Raw genomic sequence first — 24,315 nt, forward strand, 5'->3', positions numbered from 1 at the left:
GGCGACGTCGTCGGCGTCGACCGCCGCCCGGGCGGGCAGCAGCGGGCGCCCGTCGCGGTCCTCGCGGCCGAGCACCGCCGGGGGGCGGGAGACCCCGTAGAGCGCGTCGCGGACGAGCCCCTCGAGGAACGACAGCTTGTCCTCGACCACGAGCACCGCGTCGACGCCGGCGAGCTGCTGGCGGACGAGGTCGCGGTCCAGCGGCCACGGCAGGTCGAGCCGGACGAGGCGCAGGCCCAGCGCCTCGATCCCGTCCGGGCCGATCCCGAGGTCCTGCAGGGCCCGCAGCACCGCGGAGAACGCGGGCCCGGCGGCGACGATCGCCAGGCGCGGGGTCGTCGACGACGCGACGACGCGGTTGAGGTCCGCCGCCCGCGCGTACTCGCGGACCCGGTCCAGCCGGCTCGTGAGGAGGTCGAGCTCGGCGTCGAGGTTCGTCGGCGGCAGCAGGACCGGGGCGTGGTGCGCCTCGCGCGGCGCGAACGCCGGGATCCCGTCCAGGACGCCGGAGACGTCGACCACGGCGGTCGCGTCGGCGACGTCGGCGGTGATCTTCAGGCCCGTCCAGAGCCCGGCGTGCCGCGACATCGCGGCGGCGTGGAGCCCGAGCCGCACGACGTCGCCGACGGCCCCCGGCGCCAGGAGCGGGACGACGAGGCTGCGGCAGAGCGGCTCCGACGAGCTCGGGACCGTCGAGCTCTTCGCGGTCGGGTCGTCGCCGATCCACGCCACGGCCCCGCCCAGCGGCGCCGTGCCGGAGAGGTTGCCGTGGCGGATCGCGTCGGCGGCGCGATCGAGGCCGGGGGCCTTCCCGTACCACCAGCCCGTCACGCCCTCGGTCCGGCGCCGGTCGAGCTGCCCGAGGAGCTGCGTGCCCGCGACGGCGGTCGCGGCGAGCTCCTCGTTGAGCCCGGGCCGGAAGACGACGCCCGCGCGGTCCAGGTGCGCGGACGCGGCCTGCATCGCGCGGTCGACCCCGCCGAGAGGGGAGCCCTGGTACCCCGAGACGAACGCCCGGGTGTCGAGACCCCGGCGCGCGTCGGCGCGGCGCTGCTCGAGGACGAGCCGGACGAGCGCCCGGATGCCGCTGAGGAGGACGGGGCCGTCCTCCGCCGTCAGCGCGTCGTCGAGACGCACCGGGCGCTCCGACGACGCGAGCGGGCTCATGCGGCGAGCCCGGCGACGAGACGGTCGGTCGCAGGCGCCGCGGTGGGCCCGGAGGCGTCGCGCCGGGCGCGGGCGATGCGGTCGGCCGCGAGCGCCTCGGCGGCGTCCAGCGGCGTGCCGCCGGCGGCCGAGGCGTCGGCCAGGACGGCGCCGACGCGGTCGCCGACCGCCAGGACCGCGGCGCGCAGGCGCCCGGCGTCCCAGCCGGCCCGCAGCGCGTGGATGTGGATCACGCCGCCGGCGTTGGCGAGGAAGTCCGGGACGTAGAGGACGCCGCGCCCGGCGAGCCGGTCCGCGTCGGCGCGCTCGGCCAGGGTGTCGTTCGCCGCGCCGGCGACGATCCGGCAGCGCAGCCGCGGGATCGTCCGCTCGTCCAGCACCCGGGCGACCGCGCAGGGCGCGAAGACGTCGCACTCCGTCGTGAGGACGTCGTCCGCGGCGACCACGGAGCCGCCCACGTCCGCGGCGACGGCCGACGCGCGGACGGGATCGACGTCGGCGACGAGCACCGTGCCGCCGGAGTCCCGGACCAGCCGCGCGAGCGTGGCGCCCACGTGGCCGGCGCCCTGGACGAGCACCCGGACCCCGGCGAGGCCGTCCCGCCCGTCGGTGTGGCGGACCGCGGCGAGGACGGCCGCGTGGACGCCGAGCGCCGTCCACGGGGACGGGTCCTCGTCGGCGCACGAGACCGTGGCGCCGGCGCGCCCCATCGTCGCGAGGTCGGCCGTCGTGGTGCCCATGTCGACGCCCGGCAGGTACGCGCCGCCGAGGCCGGCGACGGCGCGTCCGAACGCCGCCATCAGCGCCGCGCGGTCCGGGACCGGGCCGTCGTCGAGGATCACGGCCTTGCCGCCGCCGTAGGGCAGCCCGGCGGCCGCGTTCTTCAGCGTCATCGCGGCGGCGAGGCGCTGCGCCTCGCGGATCCCGGCGGCGGCGTCGGGGTAGCGCTTGAGGCGGACCCCGCCGAGCGCCGGCCCGAGCGTCGTGTCGTCCAGGGCGATCGCCGCCCGCAGCCCGCTGGCCGCGTCGTGCACGAGGACGAGCCGCTCGCCGGCGAAGAGGTCGTCGCCAGCGGCGGACGGGGATCCCGGGAGCGTCCGGCCGGTCGTCCGGTCGTCGGCCTGGCGCGGGTCGGAGCTGGTCATGACGGCAGCAGACACCGCGCCCGCCGCGCGGGCAAGCCACGCGCACGGTTCGGGCGCGCCGAGCCCGTTCGAGCACGCACACGACCCGCCGGCGCTCGTTTCGTGCGCGGCAGGGTGGAGCGGCGTACCGTTGCGGCATGCCCGTCCCCGTCGCCATCGACGAGATCGATCGCCGGATCATCGACCTGCTGCGCGAGGACGCGCGGCGGACGATCGCCGACATCGCCGAGCGGGTGAGCCTCTCCCCCGCGCCGGTGCGCCGGCGGATCGACCGCCTCGAGCGCACCGGGGTCATCACCGGCTACACGGTCCTCGTGGACCCGGCGGCGCTCGGCCCCTCGGTGGAGGCGTACGTCGAGCTGCGCTTCACCGGCAACACGGACGTCACCGAGATCGTCGCGTCGGCGCGGCGCGTCCCCGAGGTCGAGGAGGTCGCGACGACCGCCGGCGACCCCGACGCGCTCGTCCGCGTGCGCGTACAGAGCGTCGAGCACCTCCAGCACGTCATCAACGGGCTGCGCCACACCGGTCACGTCACGGGCACGAAGACCCTGATGGTGCTCAGCCGCTGGCGCCGCGGCGGCTGAGGCGCGGGCGGCGGCCCGGAGCGGGCGGGAGGGCCGGGAAGCCCTCCCCGAGCCGGTGGGCTCAGCCGCCCTGCTTGGCGTACAGCTCGTCGAGCAGCGAGGCGCGGTCGTCCAGCGCGTAGCGCTCGTCGAGGTGCGCCTCGATCTCGTCGCGCGGGACGCCGTCGAGCACGAGGTTCAGCGCGACCATCCGGGCGCCGGCGACGTCCGTGCTGCGGGGCGCCTCGGGCAGGCCCGACAGCGGCAGCTCGGGGGCGAGCGGCTCCTCGTCGACGACCAGCGCGTCGACCCGCTCGGGCTCCTCGACGGGCTCGGGCTCCGGCTCGGGGACGAGCTCGGCCTCCGGCGGGACCGGGGCGGCGGGCGGGACGACGGCGCCGGTGGCCGCGACGGGCGCGGGGGCCGCGGCCGGGGCGGCGGGCTCGGACGTGCGGTCGGGCGCGCCAGACCCGAGGCCGCCGACCTCGACGACCTGGGCGTGGAGCGTGGCCAGATCGGCGCCGACGCCGCCGGCGGCGGAGCGGATGTTGGTCAGGAGGCCCGACACGGTGCTCTCGAGGGCGTTGATGCGCTGGAGCATGAGCGCCGTGGCCTCCTGGACCGCCGCGACGTGGGCCTGGGCCTCGGAGGACGCGGCCTCGCGCGTCGCGCGGGCGTCGTCGTCCGCGGCGCCGCGGGCGGCCGCCGCGTCCTGCTCGGCGGCGCGCTCGATCTCGGCCGCGGTCGTCTCGGCGGCCTCGACGATCCCGCGGATCCGCTCCGACGCGCTGGTGGCGAGCGACGCGGTCGGCTCGGGTGCGGGGGCCGACGAGCGCAGGGCCTCGACCTCCGTCGCGATCCCGGCGAGGTGCTCGTCGACGGCGACCGTCTCGTACCCGCGGCGGGAGATGGGGAAGTCGCGCTTCTCGATGCTCTGACGGTCCAGTGACATACGCAGGGTCCCTTCGGACGTTCGGAGGCCGGCCGCGGCCGAATCTATACGACCGTGGCCGGCGCGACCGACCTCGTCGACCGCTGGAGCGGATCCTGCGGGGCGGTCAGCCGCACAGCGCCACGCCGTCGGGTGTCCGCTCCACCAGGCCGTCGCGCACGAGCGCGTCGACCGCGCGCTCCACGCGGGCGGCGTCCAGGGCGTCCGGCCACGGCTCGCCGTTCGCGAGCGACGCGACGATCCGGCCGCGGACGTAGCGGTCGCTGTCCTCGAACCGCTCCCGGGTCCCCCGCGCCGCCCGCGGCGGCACGACGACGCGCCCGGCGGACCGGCACCAGCGCGCGGCGGGGCAGCGCGGGCAGTCCGCCGCGCGGGACCGGCAGACGACGGCGCCGAGCTCCATCGCCGCCTGGTTCCAGGTCGGGGCCCGGTCGTCGTCGGGCAGCAGCTCGTCCGGTCCCCCGAGGCCGAGCCGCTCGCTGATCCGCACGACGTTCGTGTCGACCGCGGCGACCCGCTCGCCGAACGCGAACGACGCCACGGCGGCGGCGGTGTAGGGCCCGATCCCCGGCAGCGCGCGCAGGCCGCGCGCGTCGGCCGGCCAGCCGTCGCGGGCGACCACGACGCACGCGTCCTGCAGCCGCACGGCCCGGGAGTTGTAGCCGAGCCCGACCCAGGCACCGAGCACGTCGCGGCGCTCGGCGGCGGCCAGGGCCGCCGCGGTCGGCCAGCGGTCGATCCAGGCCTCGAACCGCGGCACGACCCGGGAGACCTGGGTCTGCTGCAGCATCACCTCGGAGACGAGGATCGCGTAGGGGTCGTCGGTGCGCCGCCACGGGAGGTCGCGGGCGACCTCGTCGTACCAGGCCAGCACCGCGTCGCGGGCGGCCTCGCGGTCGGCGGACATCCCGCGCAGGGTAGCCGCGGGCGGGGCGCGACGGCGCGCCCCGCCCGTGCGCTCACCGCTTCTTCGTCGCCTTGGGCTTGTTACCCGGCAGGTAGAAGGTCTTGCCCTTCTTCGTGACGCGCAGCGACAGGGTGCGGCGGTTGCTGATCGGGCCCGGACGGACGATCCGGTACGTCAGCTGGATCTTGCGGGTGTCGACGCGGCTGGACACGATGTACGTGAAGCGCCCGTTGGTGCGGGTCTTCAGGCCGGTCTTCGCCAGCGTCTTCTTGCCGTTGGCGAGCACGTGGTAGACGTCGAGCCGGACGCCGGCGATGCCCTTGCCCTTCTTGTCGACGACGTCGCCGCGCAGCGTCGTGCGCCGGCCGACGTTCACCGTGATCGAGCGCGGGTGCTTCTTGCCCTTCACGAACCACGCGCGGAACGACGCGGTGCGCAGGCGCTCGTAGTCGGCGGCGGTGCCGTCGACGTTGGCCTTCGGGAACGGCACGGCGCTGACCGTGGTCGTGTTGCCGGCGGCGTCCTGCACGTCCGTCTGGACCGTGTGCGGCCCCGGCGACAGCTTGCGGTAGTCCACGGCGACCTCGCGACCGGCGACGCTCGGGGCGCACGGCTGCGGGGAGAGGAACTGGTTCGTGTCCGGGGTCGCGGGGTCCGCGTCGGCGCAGTTCGCGTCGCCGAGACCCTCGTTGAGGAACGGCTGCCCGTCGACGAGCGTGCGGACCCGGTAGAGCCCGCCGCCGACGTCGGACGCGTCGAACTTCGTGCGCAGGATCCCGGAGGTGTCGCCGGAGTCCGTCTGCTGGACGTTGCCGACGGTCGGGGCCGCCGGGTCCTTCAGGGTGACGACGGCCTGCTGGACGGCGACCGACGCCGTGGGATTCGCGCAGGTCGACCCCGTGCTGGGGAAGCAGCGCAAGCTCAGGGACAGCCCCGAGGCGTCAAGGCCGGGCTTGGACACCGGAGCCGTCAGGTCCGCCTGGTCCTGGTCGTCCTTCAGCTGCGTGAGGCTCTCGAGTCCGCCTCCGGACGCCTGTCCGTCGGCGTTGAGCTCGTACGAGAGCCGCGAGGCCTTGGCGCCGGCGAAGCCCTGGGTCGCACGGGCGAGCTGGACGGCGGCGACCCGGGTGCCCGCGGGCGCCGCGAACGTCCAGGCGGCGCGCGTCGTGTCCGCCGCGTTCAGGCCGATCGTCAGCGAGAATGGACCGCCGCCGGCACAACCGTCGGTGGCTCCGGCGCCGGCCGTGGCGGCGGGCGTCCAACCCGCCACGCCCGCCGGCGATCCGTTGGGCCCCTTGCAGGAGTAGAAGTCGTACGTGCCGGCAGCGCCGGCCGATGGGGCGAGCGCGAGCACGGCGCTGATCGTGGCGGCGCCGAGGGCGCCCGCCAGCAGAGAGCGGGACATGGGGGTGTCCTTCTTGGTCGGTGGAGCGGTAGGGGGAGGACCGCGGACGCCGGCGCCCGCAGGGGCGGCACGTCACACGAACGTGCGGATCCTATGCGCACGACGCAACAGTGCGCGCACGACGCACGCCAAGTTGCCGACGACCGGGTGGCCGGTCGCCGCTCCGGCGGCGATCAGCCGCGCAGTCCCGCCAGGCGCGACGCGGCGTCGTCGATGACGTCCTCGCGCTTGCAGTACGCGAAGCGCACCAGGCTCCGGCCGAGGTCCGGGTCGTCGCAGAACACCGAGACCGGCACCCCCACGACCCCGCAGCGCTCCGGCAGCGAGCGGCAGAACGCGGCGCCGTCCGGCTCGCCGATCGAGGCGACGTCGACGACCGCGAAGTACCCGCCCTGGGGCACGTAGGTGGTCAGGCCCGCGGCCTCCAGGCCCGCACACAGGCGGTCGCGGCGGGCGCGCAGCGTGTCGCGGGCGGCGGCGAAGAACGCGTCGTCCAGCGCCAGGGCCCCGGCGACGGCGTGCTGCAGCGGCCCGTGGCCCGAGAAGGTCAGGAACTGCTTGGCGGTCGCCACGGCCGTCACGAGGTCCGGCGGCCCGGTCACCCAGCCGACCTTCCAGCCGGTCAGGGCGAACGTCTTCCCGGCCGACGAGACGGTCAGCGTGCGCTCGGCCATCCCGGGGAGCGTCGCCAGCGGGACGTGCGGGACGTCGAACGCCAGGTGCTCGTACACCTCGTCGCAGATCGCGACCAGGTCGAACTCGCGGCAGACCGCCGCGATCTGCTCGAGCTCGTCCCGGTCGAACACCTTGCCGGTCGGGTTGTGCGGCGAGTTCAGCACCAGCGCGCGGGCGGCCTTGCCGGCCCCCGGACGCGCTCCGGGGCCCGTCCCCCGCGCCGCCCCGTCGCGTTCGCCCCGGACCGCGGCGCGCAGCGCGTCGACGTCGAGGCCGAAGGCGGGTGGACGGAGCGCGACGGTGCGCCGCTCGGCGCCGGCCATCGCGATCCCCGCGGCGTAGGAGTCGTAGTACGGCTCGAGGGTGACGACGGCGTCGCCGGGCTCCAGCACGCCGAGGAGCGCCGCTGCGATGCCCTCCGTCGCACCGACGGTCACCTGGACCTGGGTGTCGGGGTCCAGCTCGCGGCCGTACCAGCGGCGCGCGTGCACAGCGACGGCCGCTCGCAGCTCCGGGATCCCCCGCGCCGGGGTGTACTGGTTCGGGCCCGCGAGCAGCGCCGCGGCGGCGGCCTCGACCACGGGGCGCGGCCCGTCCTCGTCCGGGAACCCCTGGCCCAGGTTGATCGCGCCCGTCCGCGCGGCCAGCGCGGTCATCTCGGCGAAGATCGTCGTCCCGAACCCGCGCAGGCGGGTGGCGGTCTCGTGCGGCATGCGGGCCAGCGTAGGCCGTCGCGGCCGCCTTCCGCGTTCCAGGCCGCGACGACCCGCCCGGCCGCCGGCCTCTCCCCCTCGTCCCGGGCGACCATCGGCGGGGGGCCGCCGGGGCGCCGGCTCGACCTCGAGCACGCTCGAAGGTGTGGGATGGGCCGATGCGCGCCATCCGCCAGCACACGTTCGGGCCGCCGTCGGTCCTGACCCTCGAGCCGCTGCCGGACCTCTCCCCCGCGCACCTCGGGCTCGTCCCGGGCGGGTACGCGGAGCAGGCGGTGACGACGCCGGACCGCCTGTTCGCGCTCGACGACCGGGTCGGCGCGCCCGAGGCCGTGGCGGCCGTCGGCACCGGCCGGACCGCCCGCGGCGTCGTCGAGCTGGAGCCGCCGGCCGCGGGCGACGTGGTCCTCGTGCCGTCGGCCGCCGGCGGCGTGGGCTGGCTGCTCGTCCAGGCGGCGCGGGCGGCGGGAGCGACCGTGGTCGCGGCGGCGCGGGGCGAGGAGCGGACCGCGCTGCTGCGCTCGACCGGGGCCGACCTCGTCGTCGACTACGGCGTCGACGGGTGGGCCGCGCAGGTCCGGGAGGCGGTCGGCGGCGTGTCGCTCGTCTACGACGGGGTCGGGGGCGACATCGGGCGCGAGGCGCTCGGGCTCTGCTCACCCGGGGCACGCTTCGTGATGTTCGGCTCCTCGTCCGGGACGCCGACGGCGTTCGACAGCGCCGACCTGATCCGGCTCGGCGCCACCGCCGGCTGGAGCCTCGGCCCGCGGATGCAGGCGCTGCCCGGCGGCATTCCGGGGCTCGCGGCCCGCAGCCTCGCGGCCGTGGCCGACGGCGCTTGGCGGCCGCTGGTCACGACGTTCCCGCTGATCGAGGCCGCACGGGCCCATGCCGCGCTCGAGGCGCGGCGCGCCCCGGCAAGGTCGTCCTGACGACGGACGACGCCGAGGCCTGACCGGCGGTTCCGCTGCCCGGTCCGCGGCGCGGCGCCGGGACGCGGCGACCCGGAGGCGCGCCGGCCCGGCGGACCGGGCGCGCCGCTCGGGACTCAGGCGATGGAGTGGATGCCGCCGATTGAGACGTCGCCGCGGGCGACGGCCGCGGCGGCCTTCGGATCCTCGATGACGTGGTCGCCCATCGAGGTGCGGACGACGGGCAGGGCGATCAGCTCGGCGCGGACGGTGTCGTCCGAGGCGCGGATCACCTCGAGCTGCGGAACGGCGACGGGGCGGCGGGGGTGCGTCATGGGGTGCTCGACTCTCAGCGGATGGGGGTTGCTGGTGCATCCCATCCTGCACCACGCGCGTACGTCCACCCTGTGGTGTTCCGAAGAGTTCTCCTCGGAGACCGATTCGCCGGAACCGGGGTCGCCGAGGCGGGCGGGGCGGGTCCACGACGCAGCCGAGCACGAACCGCCCGCAAACCGGCTACTTCGGCCCCACCCCGGCGAGGCGCCGCGCCGAGGGCGCCGCCCGCGCGGCGGGCGCGGGCCTCAGTCCGCGGACGCGGCGTCCGCCGGGGCGGCCGTGCCTTCAGCCTCACCGCGCCGCTCGAGCTCCTGCCGCAGCTCCCGGAGCTCGTCGCGCAGCGCGGCGGCGTGCTCGAAGCGCAGCTCCTCGGCGGCCTGGAGCATCTCCTCCTCCAGGGCGACGAAGCGCTTGTCGAGGTCCGCCGTCGTGAGCTTGTCGGTCTCCTCCTGCTTCTTGCGGCGGCGCTTGCCCTTCGGCAGCTTCGACTCGCCCTGCAGGAACTCGCCGATGTCGGAGACGCCCTTCGCGATCGTCGTCGGCGTGATCCCGTGCTCCTCGTTGTAGGCGAGCTGGATCGCGCGGCGGCGGTCGGTCTCGCCGATCGCCTGCTCCATCGCCTCGGAGCGCTTGTCCGCGTACATGATCACGCGGCCCTCGACGTTGCGGGCCGCGCGGCCGATCGTCTGGATCAGCGCCGTCGAGCCGCGGAGGAAGCCCTCCTTGTCGGCGTCGAGGATCGCCACGAGCGTGACCTCGGGCAGGTCGAGGCCCTCGCGCAGGAGGTTGACGCCGACCAGGGCGTCGAACTCGCCGAGGCGCAGCTCGCGGATGATCTGGATCCGCTCGAGCGTGTCGACGTCCGAGTGCAGGTAGCGGACCTTGAACCCGTTTTCCAGCAGGTACGTCGTCAGGTCCTCCGCCATCTTCTTCGTCAGCGTCGTGATCAGCGTGCGCTCGTCGCGGTCGCGGCGCTTGCGGATCTCGTTCATCAGGTCGTCGGCCTGGCCCATCGACGGGCGGACGTCGATCTCGGGATCGACGATCCCGGTCGGGCGAACGATCTGCTCGACGACGTGCTCCGAGCGGGCCGTCTCGAACTTGCCCGGCGTCGCGGAGACGAGGACCATCTGCGGCGTGATCGAGAGGAACTCGTCGAACGTCTGCGGGCGGTTGCCCAGGGCGGACGGCAGGCGGAAACCGTAGTCGACGAGCGTCTGCTTGCGCGAGCGGTCGCCCTCGTACATGCCGCCGATCTGCGGGACGGTCTGGTGCGACTCGTCGAGGAAGCAGACGAAGTCCTCGGGGAAGTAGTCCAGGAGGCAGTACGGGCGCTCGCCGGGCTTGCGGCCGTCGGTGATCTGCGAGTAGTTCTCGATGCCGTTGCAGAAGCCCATCTCCCGCAACATCTCCATGTCGTAGCGGGTGCGCTGCTGCAGGCGGTGGCTCTCGAGCTCCTTGCCCTCGGCCTCGAGCTCCTTGACCCGCTGCTCGAGCTCGGTGCCGATCTCGTCGACCACGCGCTCCATCTGGCCCTCGGGCGTCGTGTAGTGCGACGCCGGCCAGACGGCGACGTGCTCGAGGTCGTCCTCCAGCAGCTCGCCCGTGAGCGTGTCGAGGTGCTGGAGCCGCTCGACCTCGTCGCCGAAGAGGGTCACGCGGAAGGCCGTCTCGGCGTAGGCGGGGAAGATCTCGATCGTCTCGCCGCGGGCCCGGAACGTGCCGCGGGCGAGCGCGGTGTCGTTGCGCTGGTACTGGATGTGGACGAGCTTGGCGAGCAGCGCGTCGCGGTCGACCGTGTCGCCGCGCTTGAGCACGATGAGGTTGCGGTCGTAGGTGTCCGGCGAGCCGAGGCCGTAGATCGCGGAGACCGAGGCGATGATCACGACGTCCCGGCGGGCGAACAGCGCGGCGGTCGCGGCGTGCCGCAGGCGGTCGATCTCCTCGTTGATCGCCGAGTCCTTCTCGATGTAGAGGTCCTTCGACGGGACGTACGCCTCGGGCTGGTAGTAGTCGTAGTACGAGACGAAGTACTCCACCGCGTTCTGCGGGAAGAACATCCGGAACTCGTTGCAGAGCTGCGCGGCGAGCGTCTTGTTGTGGGCCATCACGAGCGCGGGGCGCTGCAGGCGTTCGATGGTCGAGGCCATCGTCATCGTCTTGCCGGTGCCGGTGGCGCCCAGCAGGGTCGTGAACGGGTTGCCGGCCTGCACGCTCTCGACGATCCCGTCGATCGCCTTGGGCTGGTCGGCCTTCGGGGTCCATCCGGCGGCGAGCTTGAACGGCGGCATCGCGTTCCAGCGTAGCGAGGCGCGATCCCGTCCCGGTCGAACGGGCGTTCGCATGCGGACGACCACGGTCCGCATGGTGGCCGGGTGGGCCGGTCCGACCCCCGGCGGGTGCCCCGAGCCCCGCCGACGGCCCCCGCGGCCCCGCGCCGCGACGCTCGGGGCGGGGCCCGCTCACGATCTCGTACCCTTGCCCGCGATGGCGGACGTTGCTGACGAGGTCGATGCGAACTTCCCGTACGGCCTCGACCGCCCCAAGCAGGCGCGCGGGACCGCCGGCCTCGGGATGCTCTTCGGCGTCCTGACGCTGGGATCGGCGCTCCTCCCCAACGCGTTCGAGAGCGGCCTGATCGTCCTCGTCCTCGCGCTCCTGACCACGTGCATCACGAGCTTCTTCGTCAGCGCCGGGCTCTTCCGCACCGGGTCGACGAAGAAGATCCAGGCCGCCGACCGGATGCTCAACGGCCTCGAGCTGCGCGGGGACGAGGACGCGCTGGACCTCGGTTGCGGCACCGGTCTCCTCTGCGCGGGACTGGCGGTGCGGCTGCCGAAGGGCAAGGTCACCGGCGTCGACGCCTGGGTGCAGAGCCAGCTGACGCCGAACGGGCGGACGGTGGCGAAGCGGACCCTGTCGCTCGCGGGCGTGAAGGGCGTGACGCTCCGGACCGGGTCGATCCGCGAGCTGCCGGTCCAGGACGCGGGCTTCGACCTCGTCGTCTCGCGCGACTGCCTGGCGCTGCTGCCCTCCGACGCCGCGCGGGGCGAGGCCGTCGCCGAGCTCGCCCGGGCCCTGCGGCCCGGCGGCCGGGTCGCGCTGCTGGAGCCGTTCTGCAGCCGGGGACTCGTGAAGCACCTGCGGGCCGCGGGCCTGGCCGACGCCGAGCGGTCGAAGGCGTGGCGTTCGGTGATGCCGTGGGCGCGGCTCGTCACGGCGAGCAAGCCCGCCGCGAGCTAGGACGCGCGCTCGGTCCGGCGCTAGGACGTGCGCTGGGTGCCGCGCTCGCCGAGCCGGCAGACGAGCACGACCTGATCGCGGTCGTCGCCGGGCGCGACGCGGATCGCGCCGGGGATCCGGGCGACCTCGTGGTACCCGGCCCGCGCGTAGAAGGACTCGAGGCCCTCGCCCCCGCGGACGGTCAGGTGGAGCATCTCGAGGCCCTCGTCCTGCGCCATGTCCCCCAACCCGTCCAGCAGCACCGCGCCGAGGCCGGCGCCCTGGTGCTCCGGGTGGACCTGGACGCGCAGCACCCAGCGCCAGTGCTCCGACAGGAGGCGGTCGTTGGCGGCGACGAACGCGAAGCCGGCGACGTCGCGCCAGCCGGTGCGGGCGCCGTCGTCGGGCGGGGCGTCGGGGCCGGGGGACGCGCGGACGACGACGAGCCAGTCGCGGCCGTCGTGGACGCGCACGAGCGCGGCGTCGAGCGCGGGCTCGACGTCGGCGGCCTGCACGGGCGGGATGAACCCGACCCAGCCCCCGGCGTTGGAGACGTCGGTCCAGATCCGCAGGAGCTGCGCGTGCAGCTGCGGGTCGACGACCGCGATCCGCTCGACGCGCGCGCCGCCGAAGAGCGGCCGGATCGCCTCGGCGGCGGGAACGACGTCCGCCGTCGACTGGGCGGTGTCGCCGGTCGGGCCGACGCCGCCGGGGGTCGCGGCGGCGGGCGCCGCGGTGGACGGGATCGAGCGGTGGACCGCGCTCACAGCCCGAGCTCCGACGGGTAGGTGCTGCGGTAGTCGCGCTCGGCGTCCAGCACCTTCTCCACGTAGTGGCGGGTCTCCGGGAAGCCGATCCGCTGGATCGTCATCGGCACCCCGGCCGCGGCGGCCTCGTCCTGCCAGCGCTTCGCGTTGCCGGGCCCGGCGTTGTAGCCGGCCACGGCGAGGACCTGGTTGCCGTCGAACCGCCGCATCATGTCCCGCAGCCGCCAGGTGCCGTACCGGATGTTGACCTCGGCGGTGTGGAGGTCGCCGATCGCGAACGTGTTGGCCCCGGACTCCTTGGCGATGTCGCGGGCGGTGTCCGGCGTCACCTGCATGAGCCCGAGGGCGCCGGCCGAGGACTCCTGGTTGTCGCGGAACCGCGACTCGGCGTAGATCACGCCGGCCACCAGCGCGGGGTCGAGGCCCTTCTCCTTCGCCTGCTGGCGGATGACGTCCTCGTGGCGGAGGGGCAGGCGGATCTCGTCGACCGCGCCCTCGATCTTCGGGCGCAGGCCGGCCCAGCCGAGGACGCCGGCGCCCACCAGCAGCGCCACGACGACGACCAGCAGCCGCAGGCGGCCGCGGCGCCTCCCGGGGCGCCGGCCGCCGGACGACGGGCGGCGGGACGACGGCGCGGGCCGGCCGCCGGACGCCGGGGCCCGGCGGGGCGGCGGGGTGCGGGACTGGGACGCCCGCGCGCCGTCGGGGCGCGGACGGGGTGCCGCGCCGGAGCGCGAGGCTCCCGGCCGTGGCGCCGACGCCCCCGCGCGCGGCGGGCCCGCGGGCCGGGGAGGCCGCGGCTTCCGTGCGGGGCCGCCGGTGCTCACGTGCGGGTGCGGGCCAGGTCGTCCAGGACGTCGGCCAGCCGCTGCTGCAGCTGCTCGACGGTGCCGTCGTTGACGATCGCGTACGTGGCCCGCGCCGCCTTGTCGTCCTGCGACAGCTGCCGGGCGTTGCGCTCGTCGATGCCGTGGTGGCCGCGCTCGCCGGCCCGCTCGCTGCGCAGCGCGTCGGGTGCCACGACGGCGATCGTGACGTCGTAGCCGGCCTCCATGCCCGCCTCGAACAGCAGCGGGGTCTCCACCACCGCGGCGGGCGGGGCCGGATCGGCGGCGTCGGCGGCCTGGCGGAAGGCGATCACGGCGGCGGCGACCCGGGGCCACAGCTCCGACTCCAGCCAGCGACGCTCCTCCGGGTCGCCGAACGCGTGCTTGGCGATCTCGGCTCGGTCGACCGTCCCGCCCGGCGCGACGCCGGGACCCCAGCGGGCGACGACGAGGTCGCGGACCTCGTCGCCCTCGTACAGGCCGTGGACCACCGCGTCCGTCGAGAGGGTGTGGGCACCGAGCCGCGCGAGCGCGGCGAGCGCGGTGGACTTGCCGGAGGCCATGCCGCCGGTCAGTCCTACGAAGGGGACCGCCATCGCCCCCAACCGTACCGCGCGGCCCAGCGGCGCGGCCCCGCCGCGCGTCGGCGTGCCGGACCGCCCGGGCCGTGACCGTCGAGGCCCGGGGAACGACTGCGGCCCGCCGGAGGGCGGGCCGCAGGGCACAGCTGGTCGGCGCGCCGGAGCGCACCGGGAGCAGGCTAGGCCTGCTCCTCCTCGGCGGCCGGGGCCGCGTCCTCGGACTCGGCGGCGGGGGCCTCCTCGGAGGCGGCCTCCTCGACCGGGGCGTCGGACTCGGCGGCGGTCTCCTCGACCGCGACCTCGGCGTCGGCGACCGGCGCGTCGGCGTCGGCCTCGGCGGCCGGAGCCTCGTCCTCGTCCTCGAGCGGGGCCGGGGGCTGGCTGAAGCCCTCGTCGCTGGAGGTGTAGGCCGTCTCGTCGCCACCGGAGGTGTGCGCGAGCTCGTCACCGGAGTCCGCCGACGCCTCGCGACGCGGCAGGACCTGACCCTCGACCCGCTTGACCGAGAGCGACAGCCGGCGGCGGTCGTCGTCGATCTCCAGGATCTTCACCTTGACGTCGTCACCGGGGTGCACGACCTCGCGGGGCGACTCGACGTGGTGCGAGGCGAGCTCCGAGATGTGCACGAGGCCCTCGACGCCCTCCATGATCTCGACGAAGGCACCGAAGGTGACGACCTTCGTGACCGTGCCCTCGAGCTCGTCGCCCACGTTGTACGTGTCGACGACCCGCTGCCACGGATCCTCCTGGGTCTGCTTGAGACCCAGCGAGATGCGCTGGCGATCGCGGTCGATGTCGAGCACCTTGACCTGGACGACGTCCCCGATGGAGACGACCTCGGTCGGGTGGTTGACGTGCGTCCACGACAGCTCGGAGATGTGGATGAGGCCGTCGATGCCGTTGAGGTCGACGAACGCGCCGAAGTCGACGATGTTCGAGATCTGACCCTCGACCACGACGCCGGGCTGCAGGACGTCCAGGATCGCCTGGCGCTGCTCCTTGCGCTCCTCTTCCAGCACGGCGCGGCGCGACAGCACCACGTTGTTGCGCTGGCGGTTGAGCTCGATGACCTTGCACTCGATGATCGTGTGCAGGTACTCGTCGAGGTTCGGCACGCGACGGATGTCGACGAGCGACGCCGGCAGGAAGCCGCGGACGCCCAGGTCGATGATGAGGCCGCCCTTGACGACCTCGATGACCGTGCCCTCGACGGGCTCGCCCGTCTCCTGCGCCGCCTCGATGCGCTTCCACGCGCGCTCGTAGCGGGCCTGCTTGCGGCTGACCTTGAGGCGACCTTCGTCGTCCTCCTTGATCATGACGAGGACTTCGACCTCCTCGCCCAGCTCGACCTCGTCGTACGGGTCGGCGTTCCTGCGGATCGACAGCTCCTGCTGCGGGATCACGCCTTCGGACTTGTAGCCGACGTCGACCCAGACCTCGTCTGGATCGATGCGGACGACTCGTCCGGTGATCACGTCACCTTCGGCAAAGCCGGGGAAGGTGGCGTCGTAGTTGGGGACAATGTTCCCGTCGACTTCGAGGAGGAGGCCGTCAGAGCCTTCAACCACGGTCGCCGCGGGGATCTCGGTGGTGGACATGAACAGCGCATCCTAGCGCCACGAGGGCGATCGGCGCCTCCCGCCCCCTGGCCCGGCGGACGGCGGCCCGGCCACGGCCCTCGGGCGGTCCGGGGCCGCTCCGCGAGGACGCCGCCGGACGGCGTCCCGGGCCCGTCAAATCTACGGGTCGTCCTGCCGACGCGGGGGTCGTGGGCCGCATGGATGCTGTCACCGTGTCCGAGCAACGACCGATCGCGGTGGAGCTGGAGATCGACGAGGCCCGGCCCCTGAGCGGTCGCCTGCGGGAGCCCGACGGCCCGTGGCGGGGGTTCGCCGGCTGGATCGGGCTCGCCGGCGCGATCGACGGAGTCCTCGCGGAGCAGCCCGAGCGGGACCGGATCGAGACCCCGAAACCCCGTACACCACCCCCGTAGGAACTATGATTCCGCTCCCTCATGACCCTCGATGCCCAGCAGGGCCTGTTGGAGCGGCGACCAGAGCTGCGGGCCATCGAGGCCACCGTGGCGCGCTCCCGCTCGGGCACCGGATCGGTGCTGCTCGTGGAGGCCGCCGCCGGGCTCGGCAAGACCCGTCTGGTGGGCGTCGCCTCGGAGCTCGCCGAGCGGTCGGGCATGCGCGTGCTGCGGGCCGTCGGGGCCGAGGTCGAGCGCGACTTCGCCTTCGGCGTCGTCCGGCAGCTGCTCGAGCGCGAGGTGCGGTCGCGCGGCGTCCAGCTCGCCGCCACGCCACCGACGGACGCGGCCCGGCTCGGCCTCGGCGCGTTGGACCTCGCCGACGTGGCGGACCGCCCGCCCCACGCGCTGGCGGAGCCGTCCCACGGCGCGGTCCACGGCGTCTACTGGCTCGTCGTCGCGCTCGCGGAGCAGGGGCCGCTGGCGCTCGTCGTCGACGACGCGCACTGGGCGGACCCCCGTCGCTGCGCCTGCTCGCGCACCTCGCCCGGCGGATCGAGGGCCTGCCGGTCCTGCTCGTGATCGCCACCCGCGACGGCGCCGAGGTGCCGCCGGCGCTGCACGGGCTCCACGCCGACCCGGCGGTCGTCCACCTCTCGCCGCGGCCGCTGAGCCCCGCCGGGACCGGGAGGCTGCTCGCCGACGCGGCGGGCCACGACCCCCGGGAGCGCACGGTCGAGGTCTGCCACCGGATCAGCGGCGGCAACCCGTTCCTGATCGGCGAGGTCGTGCTCGCGCTGCGCCAGAGCGGGCAGGAGGTCGACGACGCGACGGTCGAGGCGATCGCCAGCACGGCGCCGGAGTCGCTGCGCCACGCCGTGATGCTCCGCGTCGGCTTCCTTGGCCCGGAGGCGGTCGCGGTCGCGCGGGCCGTGTCCGTGCTGGGCACCGACAGCGACCTCACCCGCATCTCCACGCTCACCGGGCTCGACCGCCCGGTCGCGGCGGCCGCCGTCGTGCGCCTGGTCGCCGCGCGCGTCCTCGCCGACGCCAGCCCGCAGGAGTTCGTCCACCCGCTCGTCCGCGGCGCCGTCTACGGGGATCTGACCGTCGTCGAGCGCAGCCTGTTGCACGAGGGCGCCGCCCGGCTGCTCGACGCCGCCGGGGCCGAGGAGCCGCGCGTCGCCGCGCACCTGCTGCTGACGGAGGCCGCCGGGTCCCCGGCCACGGCCGACCGGCTCGCGGCGGTGGGGATCGACGCGCTCGAGAAGGGCGCCCCGGTGATCGCTGCGACCCACCTGCGGCGCGCCCTCGCCGAGCCGCCCGCGCCGGACCGCACCGGCTCGGTGCTCGCCGCGCTGGGGCGGGCGGAGCTCGCCGTCGGGGACGCCGAGGGCGCCGCCGCGCACCTGGACGCGGCGCGTCTGCGGATCACGGACGCCGACGAGCGCGTCGCCGCGGCGATCGACCTCGCGACGACGCTCACGTCGACCGGGGACTTCCGGGGCGCGGTGCGGATGCTGGACGAGACCGCCGTCGGCCTGTCCGGCGACGCGGCCCTGCGGGTCGACGCGGTCCGGACCACGATCGCGTTCTACGTGCCGGAGCTGGCGCCCGAGGCGCAGCAGCGGATGCTGGGCTACGCCGAACTGGCCGGGGACACCCCGGCGGAGCGGATCGCCCTGTCCAACGCGGCGATCGCCCGAGCCTTCTCCACCGACTCCACCGCCGGCGACGCGTTGCCGCTCGCGCGGCGGGCGCTCGCCGACGGCACGCTGCTCGGGGAGGCCGGGCTCGTCGCCTCGTGGGGCCAGGCGTCGTACGTCCTGGTCTTCGGCGAGGACTACGCCGGCGTCGAGCGCGAGTCCGCCATGGCGACGACCGTCGCCCGGGCCCAGGGCTCGGCCGAGGGGACGACCTCCGTCGAGCTCGGGGGCCTGCAGGTCGAGCTGCTGCGCGGCCAGCTGCCCGCCGCCGCCGCGCACGGCGAGGCCGCCGTCGCGTTCTGGGACGGGCCGCTGGCCGACACGATCATCGAGCGCTGGGCGACCGCGGCGGTGGGGTGGCTCGTCGAGGCCCACGCGCTCGCCGGGGACCTGGAGCGTGGCCGCGACCTCGTCGCCGCCTGGTCCGCCCGCGGCGATCTCGACACCCCGGAGCGCGTGTTCGTCCGCTACGGGGCGGCGGTGCTGGCCGAGGCCGCGGGCGACCACGTCTGCGCCCTCGAGGAGGCCCTCGCCTTCGGCCGGGTCTCCGCCGCGGTCGGCTACGAGGACCGGACCGCCCCGTGGCGGGCCGTCGCCGCGCGGTCGTTCTACGCGCTGGGCCGTCGCGACGAGGGCATCGCGATCGCCGACGAGGCGCTGGCGATCGCCCGCCGCTGGGGCACGCCCGGCGGCCTCGGCGGAGCGCTCCACGTCCGCGCGCTGGCCGACGCCCCGTCGGCCGGGACGGCGCGCCTGGAGGAGGCCGTCGAGATCCTGCGCACGTCCGAGCGCCGGCTGCTGCTCGCCGCGGCGCTCGTCGACCTCGGCGTCGCGCGCCGCCGCGCCGGTCACCGGCGCGAGGCGCGGACCGTGCTCGAGGAGGGCATGGACCTCGCCGCCCGCTGCGGCGCCCGGCCGCTCGCCGACCGCGCCCGGGCCGAGCTGCACGTGCTCGGGGCGCGGCCGCGGCGGTACCTGGCCAGCGGCGCGCAGAGCCTGACCGCCACGCAACGCCGGATCGCGGAGCTCGTGGCCGAGGGGCTGACCAACCGCGAGATCGCCCAGGCCGCCTTCATCACGCAGAAGACGGCGGAGACGCACGTCAGCGCGGTGCTCCGCAAGCTCGACGTGCGCCGGCGGACCGAGGTCGCCGCCCGGCTGGCCGAGGACCCCGAGGCCGTCGGACCGGCAGCCTGAGGCTCCCCCGCCCGCGGCGCCGTCCCGACCCGCGGGCAGCGCTGCGGACGACGGACCTGCCGGGGCCTCAGCCGCGCACGTACGGCTTCAGCAGCGCCTTCCAGGCGTTGTCGATCTTCGTCCACTCCGACGGGCAGCGCTCCAGGCGGGACTTCCCGAGGATCCCGAGCGAGCGGACCCCGTCGAAGTTCTCCTCGCTGGATCCGGCGACGAGGCAGGCGATGTCGTAGGCGCGCTGGATGCTCAGCGAGTGCTCGTCCCAGTAGTCGGACTCCTTCAGCGACTTGCGGTCGTCGAACAGCAGGCGGAAGAACCGCGCGGCCTGGATCGCGTAGCGCTCGCCGTTGTTGACGCCGCCGACGAGGAAGACCGTGGCGAGCTGGTCGACGGAGTCCTCCTCGCGGCCCGTCAGGGGCAGCTGGAAGATGTCGGCGAAGGCGTGCCCGAGCTCGTGCACGAGGATGAAGCCGTCGATCGCGGCGACCTGCTCGCCCATCTCCTCGTCCGTGATCTTCGGGTCGTTGCGGCGCAGCACCGTGGCGATGTAGTCGACGAACCCGTAGGAGAGCGTCACCGTCTTGGTCGACGGGTCGTAGTTCGGGCCGACGAAGCCCCGTACGGCCTGGATCTTCAGGTTGGTCGGCAGGACGAACTGCTGCGAGAAGCCGGCGGCGACGCCGTCGGTGCCGCCGACCTCGAGCAACTGCTGGGCGATCTGCTCGGTCTTCGTGCGCGGCGGTGCGTACTGGACCGTGATCTTCCCGGAGTCCGAGCCGGTGTCCTTCGCGGTCACCCCGGCGACGGCGACCAGCGCGTCGCCGGCCGTGCCGATCGCCGGGCTGTGGGCGATCAGCGCCTCGGTCGCCGTCTTCGCGGCCTGCGCGTCGCTCTGGTCAGCGGCCTGGGCGATCGCCCGCAGGTCGTTCGTGCCCGTCTGGACCGCGGTCTTCAACGCCGCGACCTCGTCCTCCGCACCGGCGGGCACGGTGATGCCGTCGAGCGTCGTCAGCGCCGCGGACGCGCGGTCGGCCAGGGCGCTGAACTGCTGGGCGAGCTGCGCATCGCTCACCTTGTCCGCACCCTGGATGGCCGTCTCGATGTCGGTGCCGATCGAACCGACGGTCGTCTTCGCGGACGCGACGGCGCGGCGGAACGCGGCCGCGGACGCCCCGTCGGGGGCCGGTGTCGCGGTCGTCGTGGCCGGCGGGGCCTTCGCCTCCTGGTCGTCCCCTCCCCCGCAGCCGGTGAGCGCGGCGGCGGCGAGGACGGTGGCGAGGAGCAGCGCGGGGACTGGTCGGTGCATGCCGACCAGCCTGATGCTCGCCCGCCCGCGCAGCGAGGGGGTCGCCACCCCGAACTTTTCCACTGCGGGGCCCGCAGGCGATCCGGGCTACGATCCGCGGCCGATGCCGACCCGAGCGACCAAGCGCGGCGACGAGCGGACGCCGCTGCAGATCGATTGCGACGTCCTGATCTGCGGCGCGAGCTTCGCGGGCCTGACCGTGGCCCGCGAGCTGGCGACGTCGCCGGCCCGCCCCCGCGTCGTCGTGGTCGACCGCTACGAGATCGGCGAGCGCCAGACGTCGGCCTGCGCCGTGCCGCTGCCGTGGCTCGCGCTGCTGGGCCTGACCGACGCCGTCCTCCAGCGCTTCGACGAGATCGTCGCCCACTCGCCGGACCGCACGTTCTCGTGGGCGCTGCCGGAGCCGTTCGTGACGTTCGACTACCGGAAGCTCTGCCGGCTGCTGGCCGACCAGGGCGACTTCGTCTTCGAGACCGCGAAGGTCGAGGGCCTCGGCCGGCCGTCCTCCGTGGCCGGCGGCCCGCTGACCGTGCTCACAGACCGCGGCCCGATCCGCGCGCCGCTGGTCGTCGACGCGCTCGGCTGGCGCCGGGTCCTCGCGCCCGCCGGCGAGGACGCGATCCAGCCGCCGGAGGCGTTCCTCTCGCGCGGCCTCGAGGTCCACCCCGAGGGTCGCTCCGACGAGCTCGCCCTGTACCTGAACCCGCGCTACGTGCCCGACGGCTACTCGTGGTCGTTCCCGGCCGGAGGCGAGGTCCGCGTCGGCGTCGGCTCTTTTGACCCCCACCACCACGTCAAGGACCCGACGCTCAGGCTCGTCGCGGACCTGGAGCGCGAGCCGCACGGCTTCCAGGGCAACTGGATCCCCCACAAGCTGCGCTCCTCGACCGGCGGCGGCGTCTTCTTCGTCGGCGACAGCGCCGGCCACTGCCTGCCGCTGACCGCCGAGGGCATCCGGCCGGCGTTCCACTTCGGGATCGCGCTGGGCCGCGAGCTGCGCCACGTCGTCGAGGGCCGCCAGACCCGCGAGCAGGCGCTGCGCCGCTACGCCTCCGCGTCGGCGCAGAAGGACCCCGCGTACCGCTGGCTCCTGCGGCTGCAGCGGCTCGTCGGCCGCGTGATCCCCCACCGCCGGACGCTCGACGCCGCGCTGCGCCTGACGTCGCCGCCGTCCGTCGGACGGCGGGCCTGGGGCGCGTACCTGCACACGCTGTCGGCGTCGACGTGGGCGGCGAGCGATCCGGGCCCCGCCCCGGCGGATGCGGAACTCGCCGCTCCCGCCGAGCCCGTTCCCACCGTCTGACAGGATCGGGATCAGGCGTCGGCGCCCGGCCGGCGACGGCGAGGAGACGCATGGCCGAGGTCCGCAACGATCCAGCGCAGCACCGGTACGAGGTCCTGGAGGACGGCGCCGTCGCCGGCTTCGCCGAGTACATGGAGGTCCGCGGCGACCGCATCGTGTTCACCCACACCGAGGTCGACCCCGCGTTCGGTGGCAAGGGCCTCGGCAGCGTCCTCGTCGCCGGCGCCCTGGAGGACGCCCGGGACCGCGACCTCGCGATCGTCCCGATCTGCCCGTTCGTCGCCCGCTACGTGCACGCGCACCCGGAGTTCGTGCCGTTCCTCGACGAGCGGATCCGGAAGGCGTTCGAATGAGCGACGACGCCGCGGCCCCCCCCGCCGGGCGTCCGCAGCTACGCCCGGGACGGCGCCGTCGTCACCTACGAGGCGACGCGCTGCCGGCACGCCGCCGAATGCGTGCGCGGCCTGCCGAGGTCTTCGACACCCAGCGCCGCCCGTGGATCCAGCCCCAGCACGCGTCGGTCGACGCCCTGGACGAGGTGATCGCGCGCTGCCCGACGCAGGCGCTGAAGCTCGTGCGGGATCCCGGGGCGCGGGGGATCCCGGGGCGCGGGGGCCGCTGGCTCGGCAAAGGGTTGGAATAACTACGGATTCCGCCGTTACGGGAACCCGAAATCGAAAGTTCCGTATGGTGAGTGAGCGCCAGAACCGTATCGACTTCCTCCGGCGGCAGAGACAGGGCCGAGAGCTCACCCCGAGATTCTTGCGAGAGGTAAGCGAACGCTCGGGGATTCGTTTGCGTGAGGACCGACTCGTATCTTTGGAGGCCTCAGATTCGATTCACCGAAAGGCTTTGCTGAACGAAGCCCGGGCTTCGAGCCTTCTTCCGCAAGAGGGGCCGGCGAGCGGAGGTGTCGATGCGTCAGTCTGGGCAACCGCGACCACGTTGCGGGCGACTACCACTGACCGAGATCTCGCCGATCAGCTGGCATCGGTTGCCGTGCGCAAAGTACTCGATGTAGCTCCTGAACCGCTTCTATTCATCGAAGGCAATGAGTATTGCGGTGCCCTGCGGGTCCCGCTGCCAGCAGGTTTTTCGCTGTGGCCACTAACGAGCTCCTCGACCGATCCCGTGCTCCTGTGCTCGCAGTCGGCCACGACCGGAGTCCTCGCGTTTGCCGATAGGGCGCCAAACTCAGAACGTGACGCGTGGTCGTTCTCGTTCTGGGCCTTCTGAGCAAAATTCGCGCCCTAGGCCACGCCTGCTGGCGCAGTTGACACCGAACTACTACGGCGGGGCGGTCGACTCAAGGTGAGGCCGCCCGCGTAGACGGCGTCAATGATCTTAGCCAGCGCACCACACAGCCCTAGGTCGACCTCTCGATGCCTATCGAGCATCCGCCTGCGCGGGTCTCGTTTCGGCGACGACGACGGTCTCGTTGTGGCGACGTTTGATAATCGGGTACAGAACTCGTCCTCGGGCTTTTCTGAAGGGCAAGCCCAGCCAGGTCCCAGTTTGCGAAGCATGCGAGAAGAAATTCGACCGTTCGCAGTTCCCAAGAGGGACCGTGTTCGAGAAAGACGGCTACTGATGGCAACCGGATTCCCGCTCTTGGACTTCGAACTTGGCCGAGTTTCTTGGGCCGAGTTCCGCGCGGACTCTGGCCGGTCTGCGGCCAACTTCCCCAAAGCGGTGGAACGGCTTGTCGCGGCGTCTTCGGAAGCTGCGGCAGAGAGTGCCTACTGGCAGCTTGACAGCTGGTGCGTGAGAGACCGACGCCTTTTCGAATCGGCCGTCCCTGTCCCGCGTCAAGAAATCCGCTCAATTTGGCGTGTTTGAACTGGGGTGCTGAGGTCGGTTGAGGATTGGCTGTCGGGCTCGGCAGGCGACACGCGCTCGGCGGGCTGGGCGGCGAGGACGTCGGCGACGCGGTCCAGCCGGCCAGCGCGTCGTACGTTCGCCACGCTCGACCGACCGACCAGGCCGGCCACTTCGGCGCCGGCTTCGGCGACACGTCGATCAGCGGTCGTAGACCTCGCGCCGATGCCCCAGCGTCACGACCACCACCAGCAGCACGTCGTCCTCGACGGCGTAGATGATCCGGTAGTCCCCCACGCGGACCCGCAACGCGTCTCGCCCCTGGAGCCTGCGGGCCGCCGGCGGCCGCGGGTCCTCGGCCAGCAGTGCGATCGCGCCCTGGATCCGCCGACGGACCGGGGGATCGAGCGTCTTCAGCGCGCGGACCGCCGCGGGGCGCAGCTCGATCCGATACGGGCTCACTCCCAGCCCAGGTCGGCCTTCACCTGATCCCAGGGGATGCTCGGGCCTTCCTCCGCCATCGCGGCATCGAACGCGGCGACGTCCTCGGCCTCCTCCAGCGCCGCGGTCAGCTGCGCGTAGCGCTCCGGACTGACCAGCACCGCGGCCGGACGGCCGTACCGCTCGAGGAACACGGCCTCGGTCCGCGCAAGCTCGACCACCTCCGGCAGGTTCTCCCGCGCCGCACTGATCTTCATCGTGGCCATCGTCACATCGTACGACCTGGCAGTCGTCTCGTACAACATCGGCCGTCTCGCGCGGCGGCGGCGTTCGAGGACCCGCGGCTCCTCGACGGACGTCCGCCGGCCCCCCGGATCACGTCCGACGCCCCGGCCCTCGCG

23 protein-coding genes and 1 pseudogene are annotated in these 24,315 nt (G+C 74.4%); 9 read left to right on the forward strand and 15 right to left on the reverse strand.

The window, feature by feature from the left end; genetic code table 11:
- Nucleotides 1-1,167, reverse strand: a pseudogene (locus AB0L40_RS13630) (indolepyruvate ferredoxin oxidoreductase family protein); the annotation flags it as partial.
- On the reverse strand, nucleotides 1,164-2,312 hold the full coding sequence (locus AB0L40_RS13635; protein WP_364355036.1) for a Glu/Leu/Phe/Val dehydrogenase dimerization domain-containing protein: 1,149 nt from the start codon (nucleotides 2,310-2,312) through the stop codon (nucleotides 1,164-1,166). The gene AB0L40_RS13635 and the pseudogene AB0L40_RS13630, both read right to left, overlap by 4 nt.
- 137 nt (nucleotides 2,313-2,449) lie before the next feature.
- Between AB0L40_RS13635 and AB0L40_RS13640 the strand changes: the two genes are divergently transcribed.
- Nucleotides 2,450-2,899 carry an Lrp/AsnC family transcriptional regulator gene (locus tag AB0L40_RS13640; protein WP_364355039.1) on the forward strand — a complete coding sequence of 150 codons (450 nt, stop codon included), beginning with the start codon at nucleotides 2,450-2,452 and terminating at the stop codon, nucleotides 2,897-2,899.
- Nucleotides 2,900-2,960: 61 nt separating this feature from the next.
- Here the strand turns inward: AB0L40_RS13640 and AB0L40_RS13645 are convergent, their stop codons facing one another.
- From AB0L40_RS13645 to AB0L40_RS13660, 4 genes are all read right to left on the reverse strand, one after another.
- Nucleotides 2,961-3,830 (reverse strand): hypothetical protein, encoded by an 870-nt coding sequence (locus AB0L40_RS13645; protein ID WP_364355042.1) that lies wholly within the window; start codon nucleotides 3,828-3,830, stop codon nucleotides 2,961-2,963.
- A 106-nt stretch (nucleotides 3,831-3,936) separates the two neighbouring features.
- Complete coding sequence (locus AB0L40_RS13650) at nucleotides 3,937-4,737, reverse strand: A/G-specific adenine glycosylase (RefSeq protein ID WP_364355045.1); 801 nt, start codon at nucleotides 4,735-4,737, stop codon at nucleotides 3,937-3,939.
- Between the two features lie 52 nt (nucleotides 4,738-4,789).
- Entirely contained in the window at nucleotides 4,790-6,142 is a 1,353-nt protein-coding gene (locus AB0L40_RS13655) for a hypothetical protein (protein WP_364355048.1), read from the reverse strand.
- A 173-nt stretch (nucleotides 6,143-6,315) separates the two neighbouring features.
- Nucleotides 6,316-7,530 carry an aminotransferase class I/II-fold pyridoxal phosphate-dependent enzyme gene (locus AB0L40_RS13660; RefSeq protein ID WP_364355051.1) on the reverse strand — a complete coding sequence of 405 codons (1,215 nt, stop codon included), beginning with the start codon at nucleotides 7,528-7,530 and terminating at the stop codon, nucleotides 6,316-6,318.
- A 158-nt stretch (nucleotides 7,531-7,688) separates the two neighbouring features.
- On the opposite strand from AB0L40_RS13660, the gene AB0L40_RS13665 reads away from it, so the two are divergent.
- On the forward strand, nucleotides 7,689-8,462 hold the full coding sequence (locus AB0L40_RS13665) for a zinc-binding dehydrogenase (protein ID WP_364355054.1): 774 nt from the start codon (nucleotides 7,689-7,691) through the stop codon (nucleotides 8,460-8,462).
- A 116-nt stretch (nucleotides 8,463-8,578) separates the two neighbouring features.
- Here the strand turns inward: AB0L40_RS13665 and AB0L40_RS13670 are convergent, their stop codons facing one another.
- Both AB0L40_RS13670 and uvrB read right to left on the reverse strand, forming a co-directional pair.
- Nucleotides 8,579-8,776: a hypothetical protein gene (locus AB0L40_RS13670; protein ID WP_364355057.1), complete on the reverse strand. Its 198-nt coding sequence runs from the start codon at nucleotides 8,774-8,776 to the stop codon at nucleotides 8,579-8,581.
- 246 nt (nucleotides 8,777-9,022) lie between these two features.
- The gene (uvrB, locus tag AB0L40_RS13675) at nucleotides 9,023-11,068 is read right to left on the reverse strand and encodes an excinuclease ABC subunit UvrB (RefSeq protein WP_364355060.1); all 2,046 of its coding nucleotides are present in this window, start codon (nucleotides 11,066-11,068) and stop codon (nucleotides 9,023-9,025) included.
- A gap of 196 nt (nucleotides 11,069-11,264) precedes the next feature.
- Here uvrB and AB0L40_RS13680 point away from each other — a divergent pair, with 196 nt between their 5' ends.
- Nucleotides 11,265-12,020: a class I SAM-dependent methyltransferase gene (locus AB0L40_RS13680; protein WP_364355063.1), complete on the forward strand. Its 756-nt coding sequence runs from the start codon at nucleotides 11,265-11,267 to the stop codon at nucleotides 12,018-12,020.
- Nucleotides 12,021-12,040: 20 nt separating this feature from the next.
- On the opposite strand, the gene AB0L40_RS13685 is transcribed toward AB0L40_RS13680, so the two are convergent.
- The 4 genes from AB0L40_RS13685 to rpsA form a co-directional block, all read right to left on the reverse strand.
- On the reverse strand, nucleotides 12,041-12,766 hold the full coding sequence (locus AB0L40_RS13685) for a GNAT family N-acetyltransferase (protein WP_364355066.1): 726 nt from the start codon (nucleotides 12,764-12,766) through the stop codon (nucleotides 12,041-12,043).
- Nucleotides 12,763-13,320, reverse strand: a complete 558-nt coding sequence (locus tag AB0L40_RS13690) for a lytic transglycosylase domain-containing protein (RefSeq protein ID WP_364355069.1) — start codon at nucleotides 13,318-13,320, stop codon at nucleotides 12,763-12,765. The genes AB0L40_RS13685 and AB0L40_RS13690 overlap by 4 nt, the downstream gene beginning before the upstream one ends.
- Before the next feature lie 269 nt (nucleotides 13,321-13,589).
- Nucleotides 13,590-14,189, reverse strand: coding sequence for a dephospho-CoA kinase (gene coaE, locus AB0L40_RS13695; protein ID WP_364355072.1), 600 nt, complete (start codon nucleotides 14,187-14,189; stop codon nucleotides 13,590-13,592).
- A 164-nt stretch (nucleotides 14,190-14,353) separates the two neighbouring features.
- The gene (rpsA, locus tag AB0L40_RS13700; RefSeq protein WP_364355075.1) at nucleotides 14,354-15,772 is read right to left on the reverse strand and encodes a 30S ribosomal protein S1; all 1,419 of its coding nucleotides are present in this window, start codon (nucleotides 15,770-15,772) and stop codon (nucleotides 14,354-14,356) included.
- A gap of 194 nt (nucleotides 15,773-15,966) precedes the next feature.
- Here rpsA and AB0L40_RS13705 point away from each other — a divergent pair, with 194 nt between their 5' ends.
- From AB0L40_RS13705 to AB0L40_RS13715, 3 genes are read left to right on the forward strand one after another with little or no spacing between them, the layout of a single operon-like run.
- The gene (locus tag AB0L40_RS13705) at nucleotides 15,967-16,167 is read left to right on the forward strand and encodes a hypothetical protein (protein WP_364355078.1); all 201 of its coding nucleotides are present in this window, start codon (nucleotides 15,967-15,969) and stop codon (nucleotides 16,165-16,167) included.
- Nucleotides 16,168-16,188: 21 nt separating this feature from the next.
- Complete coding sequence (locus AB0L40_RS13710; RefSeq protein WP_364355081.1) at nucleotides 16,189-16,728, forward strand: AAA family ATPase; 540 nt, start codon at nucleotides 16,189-16,191, stop codon at nucleotides 16,726-16,728.
- Nucleotides 16,725-19,049 (forward strand): helix-turn-helix transcriptional regulator, encoded by a 2,325-nt coding sequence (locus tag AB0L40_RS13715; RefSeq protein ID WP_364355084.1) that lies wholly within the window; start codon nucleotides 16,725-16,727, stop codon nucleotides 19,047-19,049. Before AB0L40_RS13710 ends, AB0L40_RS13715 begins: the two co-directional genes overlap by 4 nt.
- A gap of 67 nt (nucleotides 19,050-19,116) precedes the next feature.
- On the opposite strand, the gene AB0L40_RS13720 is transcribed toward AB0L40_RS13715, so the two are convergent.
- Nucleotides 19,117-20,352 carry a DUF4344 domain-containing metallopeptidase gene (locus AB0L40_RS13720; RefSeq protein ID WP_364355087.1) on the reverse strand — a complete coding sequence of 412 codons (1,236 nt, stop codon included), beginning with the start codon at nucleotides 20,350-20,352 and terminating at the stop codon, nucleotides 19,117-19,119.
- A gap of 103 nt (nucleotides 20,353-20,455) precedes the next feature.
- Between AB0L40_RS13720 and AB0L40_RS13725 the strand changes: the two genes are divergently transcribed.
- The 3 genes from AB0L40_RS13725 (at nucleotide 20,456) to AB0L40_RS13735 (ending at nucleotide 22,298) form a co-directional block, all read left to right on the forward strand.
- On the forward strand, nucleotides 20,456-21,655 hold the full coding sequence (locus AB0L40_RS13725; RefSeq protein ID WP_364355090.1) for an NAD(P)/FAD-dependent oxidoreductase: 1,200 nt from the start codon (nucleotides 20,456-20,458) through the stop codon (nucleotides 21,653-21,655).
- Nucleotides 21,656-21,705: 50 nt separating this feature from the next.
- On the forward strand, nucleotides 21,706-22,008 hold the full coding sequence (locus tag AB0L40_RS13730; protein ID WP_364355093.1) for a GNAT family N-acetyltransferase: 303 nt from the start codon (nucleotides 21,706-21,708) through the stop codon (nucleotides 22,006-22,008).
- Between the two features lie 98 nt (nucleotides 22,009-22,106).
- The gene (locus tag AB0L40_RS13735) at nucleotides 22,107-22,298 is read left to right on the forward strand and encodes a (4Fe-4S)-binding protein (protein WP_364355096.1); all 192 of its coding nucleotides are present in this window, start codon (nucleotides 22,107-22,109) and stop codon (nucleotides 22,296-22,298) included.
- Between the two features lie 1,376 nt (nucleotides 22,299-23,674).
- On the opposite strand, the gene AB0L40_RS13740 is transcribed toward AB0L40_RS13735, so the two are convergent.
- Both AB0L40_RS13740 and AB0L40_RS13745 read right to left on the reverse strand, forming a co-directional pair.
- Nucleotides 23,675-23,935, reverse strand: a complete 261-nt coding sequence (locus tag AB0L40_RS13740) for a type II toxin-antitoxin system RelE/ParE family toxin (RefSeq protein WP_364355099.1) — start codon at nucleotides 23,933-23,935, stop codon at nucleotides 23,675-23,677.
- Nucleotides 23,932-24,180 (reverse strand): type II toxin-antitoxin system Phd/YefM family antitoxin, encoded by a 249-nt coding sequence (locus tag AB0L40_RS13745; RefSeq protein WP_364355102.1) that lies wholly within the window; start codon nucleotides 24,178-24,180, stop codon nucleotides 23,932-23,934. Before AB0L40_RS13745 ends, AB0L40_RS13740 begins: the two co-directional genes overlap by 4 nt.
- Between the last annotated feature and the right edge of the window lie 135 nt (nucleotides 24,181-24,315).

This window comes from Patulibacter sp. NPDC049589, assembly GCF_040675535.1.
Taxonomy (GTDB): domain Bacteria; phylum Actinomycetota; class Thermoleophilia; order Solirubrobacterales; family Solirubrobacteraceae; genus Patulibacter.

Coding starts and splice junctions, on each gene's coding strand:
- AB0L40_RS13725 (WP_364355090.1), top strand. CDS start 20,456: ATGCCGACCCGAGCGACCAAGCGCGGCGACGAGCGGACGCCGCTGCAG.
- AB0L40_RS13660 (WP_364355051.1), bottom strand. CDS start 7,530: ATGCCGCACGAGACCGCCACCCGCCTGCGCGGGTTCGGGACGACGATC.
- AB0L40_RS13640 (WP_364355039.1), top strand. CDS start 2,450: ATGCCCGTCCCCGTCGCCATCGACGAGATCGATCGCCGGATCATCGAC.
- coaE (WP_364355072.1), bottom strand. CDS start 14,189: ATGGCGGTCCCCTTCGTAGGACTGACCGGCGGCATGGCCTCCGGCAAG.
- AB0L40_RS13650 (WP_364355045.1), bottom strand. CDS start 4,737: ATGTCCGCCGACCGCGAGGCCGCCCGCGACGCGGTGCTGGCCTGGTAC.
- AB0L40_RS13735 (WP_364355096.1), top strand. CDS start 22,107: ATGCGTGCGCGGCCTGCCGAGGTCTTCGACACCCAGCGCCGCCCGTGG.
- AB0L40_RS13655 (WP_364355048.1), bottom strand. CDS start 6,142: ATGTCCCGCTCTCTGCTGGCGGGCGCCCTCGGCGCCGCCACGATCAGC.
- AB0L40_RS13680 (WP_364355063.1), top strand. CDS start 11,265: ATGGCGGACGTTGCTGACGAGGTCGATGCGAACTTCCCGTACGGCCTC.
- AB0L40_RS13670 (WP_364355057.1), bottom strand. CDS start 8,776: ATGACGCACCCCCGCCGCCCCGTCGCCGTTCCGCAGCTCGAGGTGATC.
- AB0L40_RS13665 (WP_364355054.1), top strand. CDS start 7,689: ATGCGCGCCATCCGCCAGCACACGTTCGGGCCGCCGTCGGTCCTGACC.
- AB0L40_RS13710 (WP_364355081.1), top strand. CDS start 16,189: ATGACCCTCGATGCCCAGCAGGGCCTGTTGGAGCGGCGACCAGAGCTG.
- AB0L40_RS13635 (WP_364355036.1), bottom strand. CDS start 2,312: ATGACCAGCTCCGACCCGCGCCAGGCCGACGACCGGACGACCGGCCGG.
- uvrB (WP_364355060.1), bottom strand. CDS start 11,068: ATGCCGCCGTTCAAGCTCGCCGCCGGATGGACCCCGAAGGCCGACCAG.
- AB0L40_RS13745 (WP_364355102.1), bottom strand. CDS start 24,180: ATGGCCACGATGAAGATCAGTGCGGCGCGGGAGAACCTGCCGGAGGTG.
- AB0L40_RS13720 (WP_364355087.1), bottom strand. CDS start 20,352: ATGCACCGACCAGTCCCCGCGCTGCTCCTCGCCACCGTCCTCGCCGCC.
- AB0L40_RS13730 (WP_364355093.1), top strand. CDS start 21,706: ATGGCCGAGGTCCGCAACGATCCAGCGCAGCACCGGTACGAGGTCCTG.
- rpsA (WP_364355075.1), bottom strand. CDS start 15,772: ATGTCCACCACCGAGATCCCCGCGGCGACCGTGGTTGAAGGCTCTGAC.
- AB0L40_RS13645 (WP_364355042.1), bottom strand. CDS start 3,830: ATGTCACTGGACCGTCAGAGCATCGAGAAGCGCGACTTCCCCATCTCC.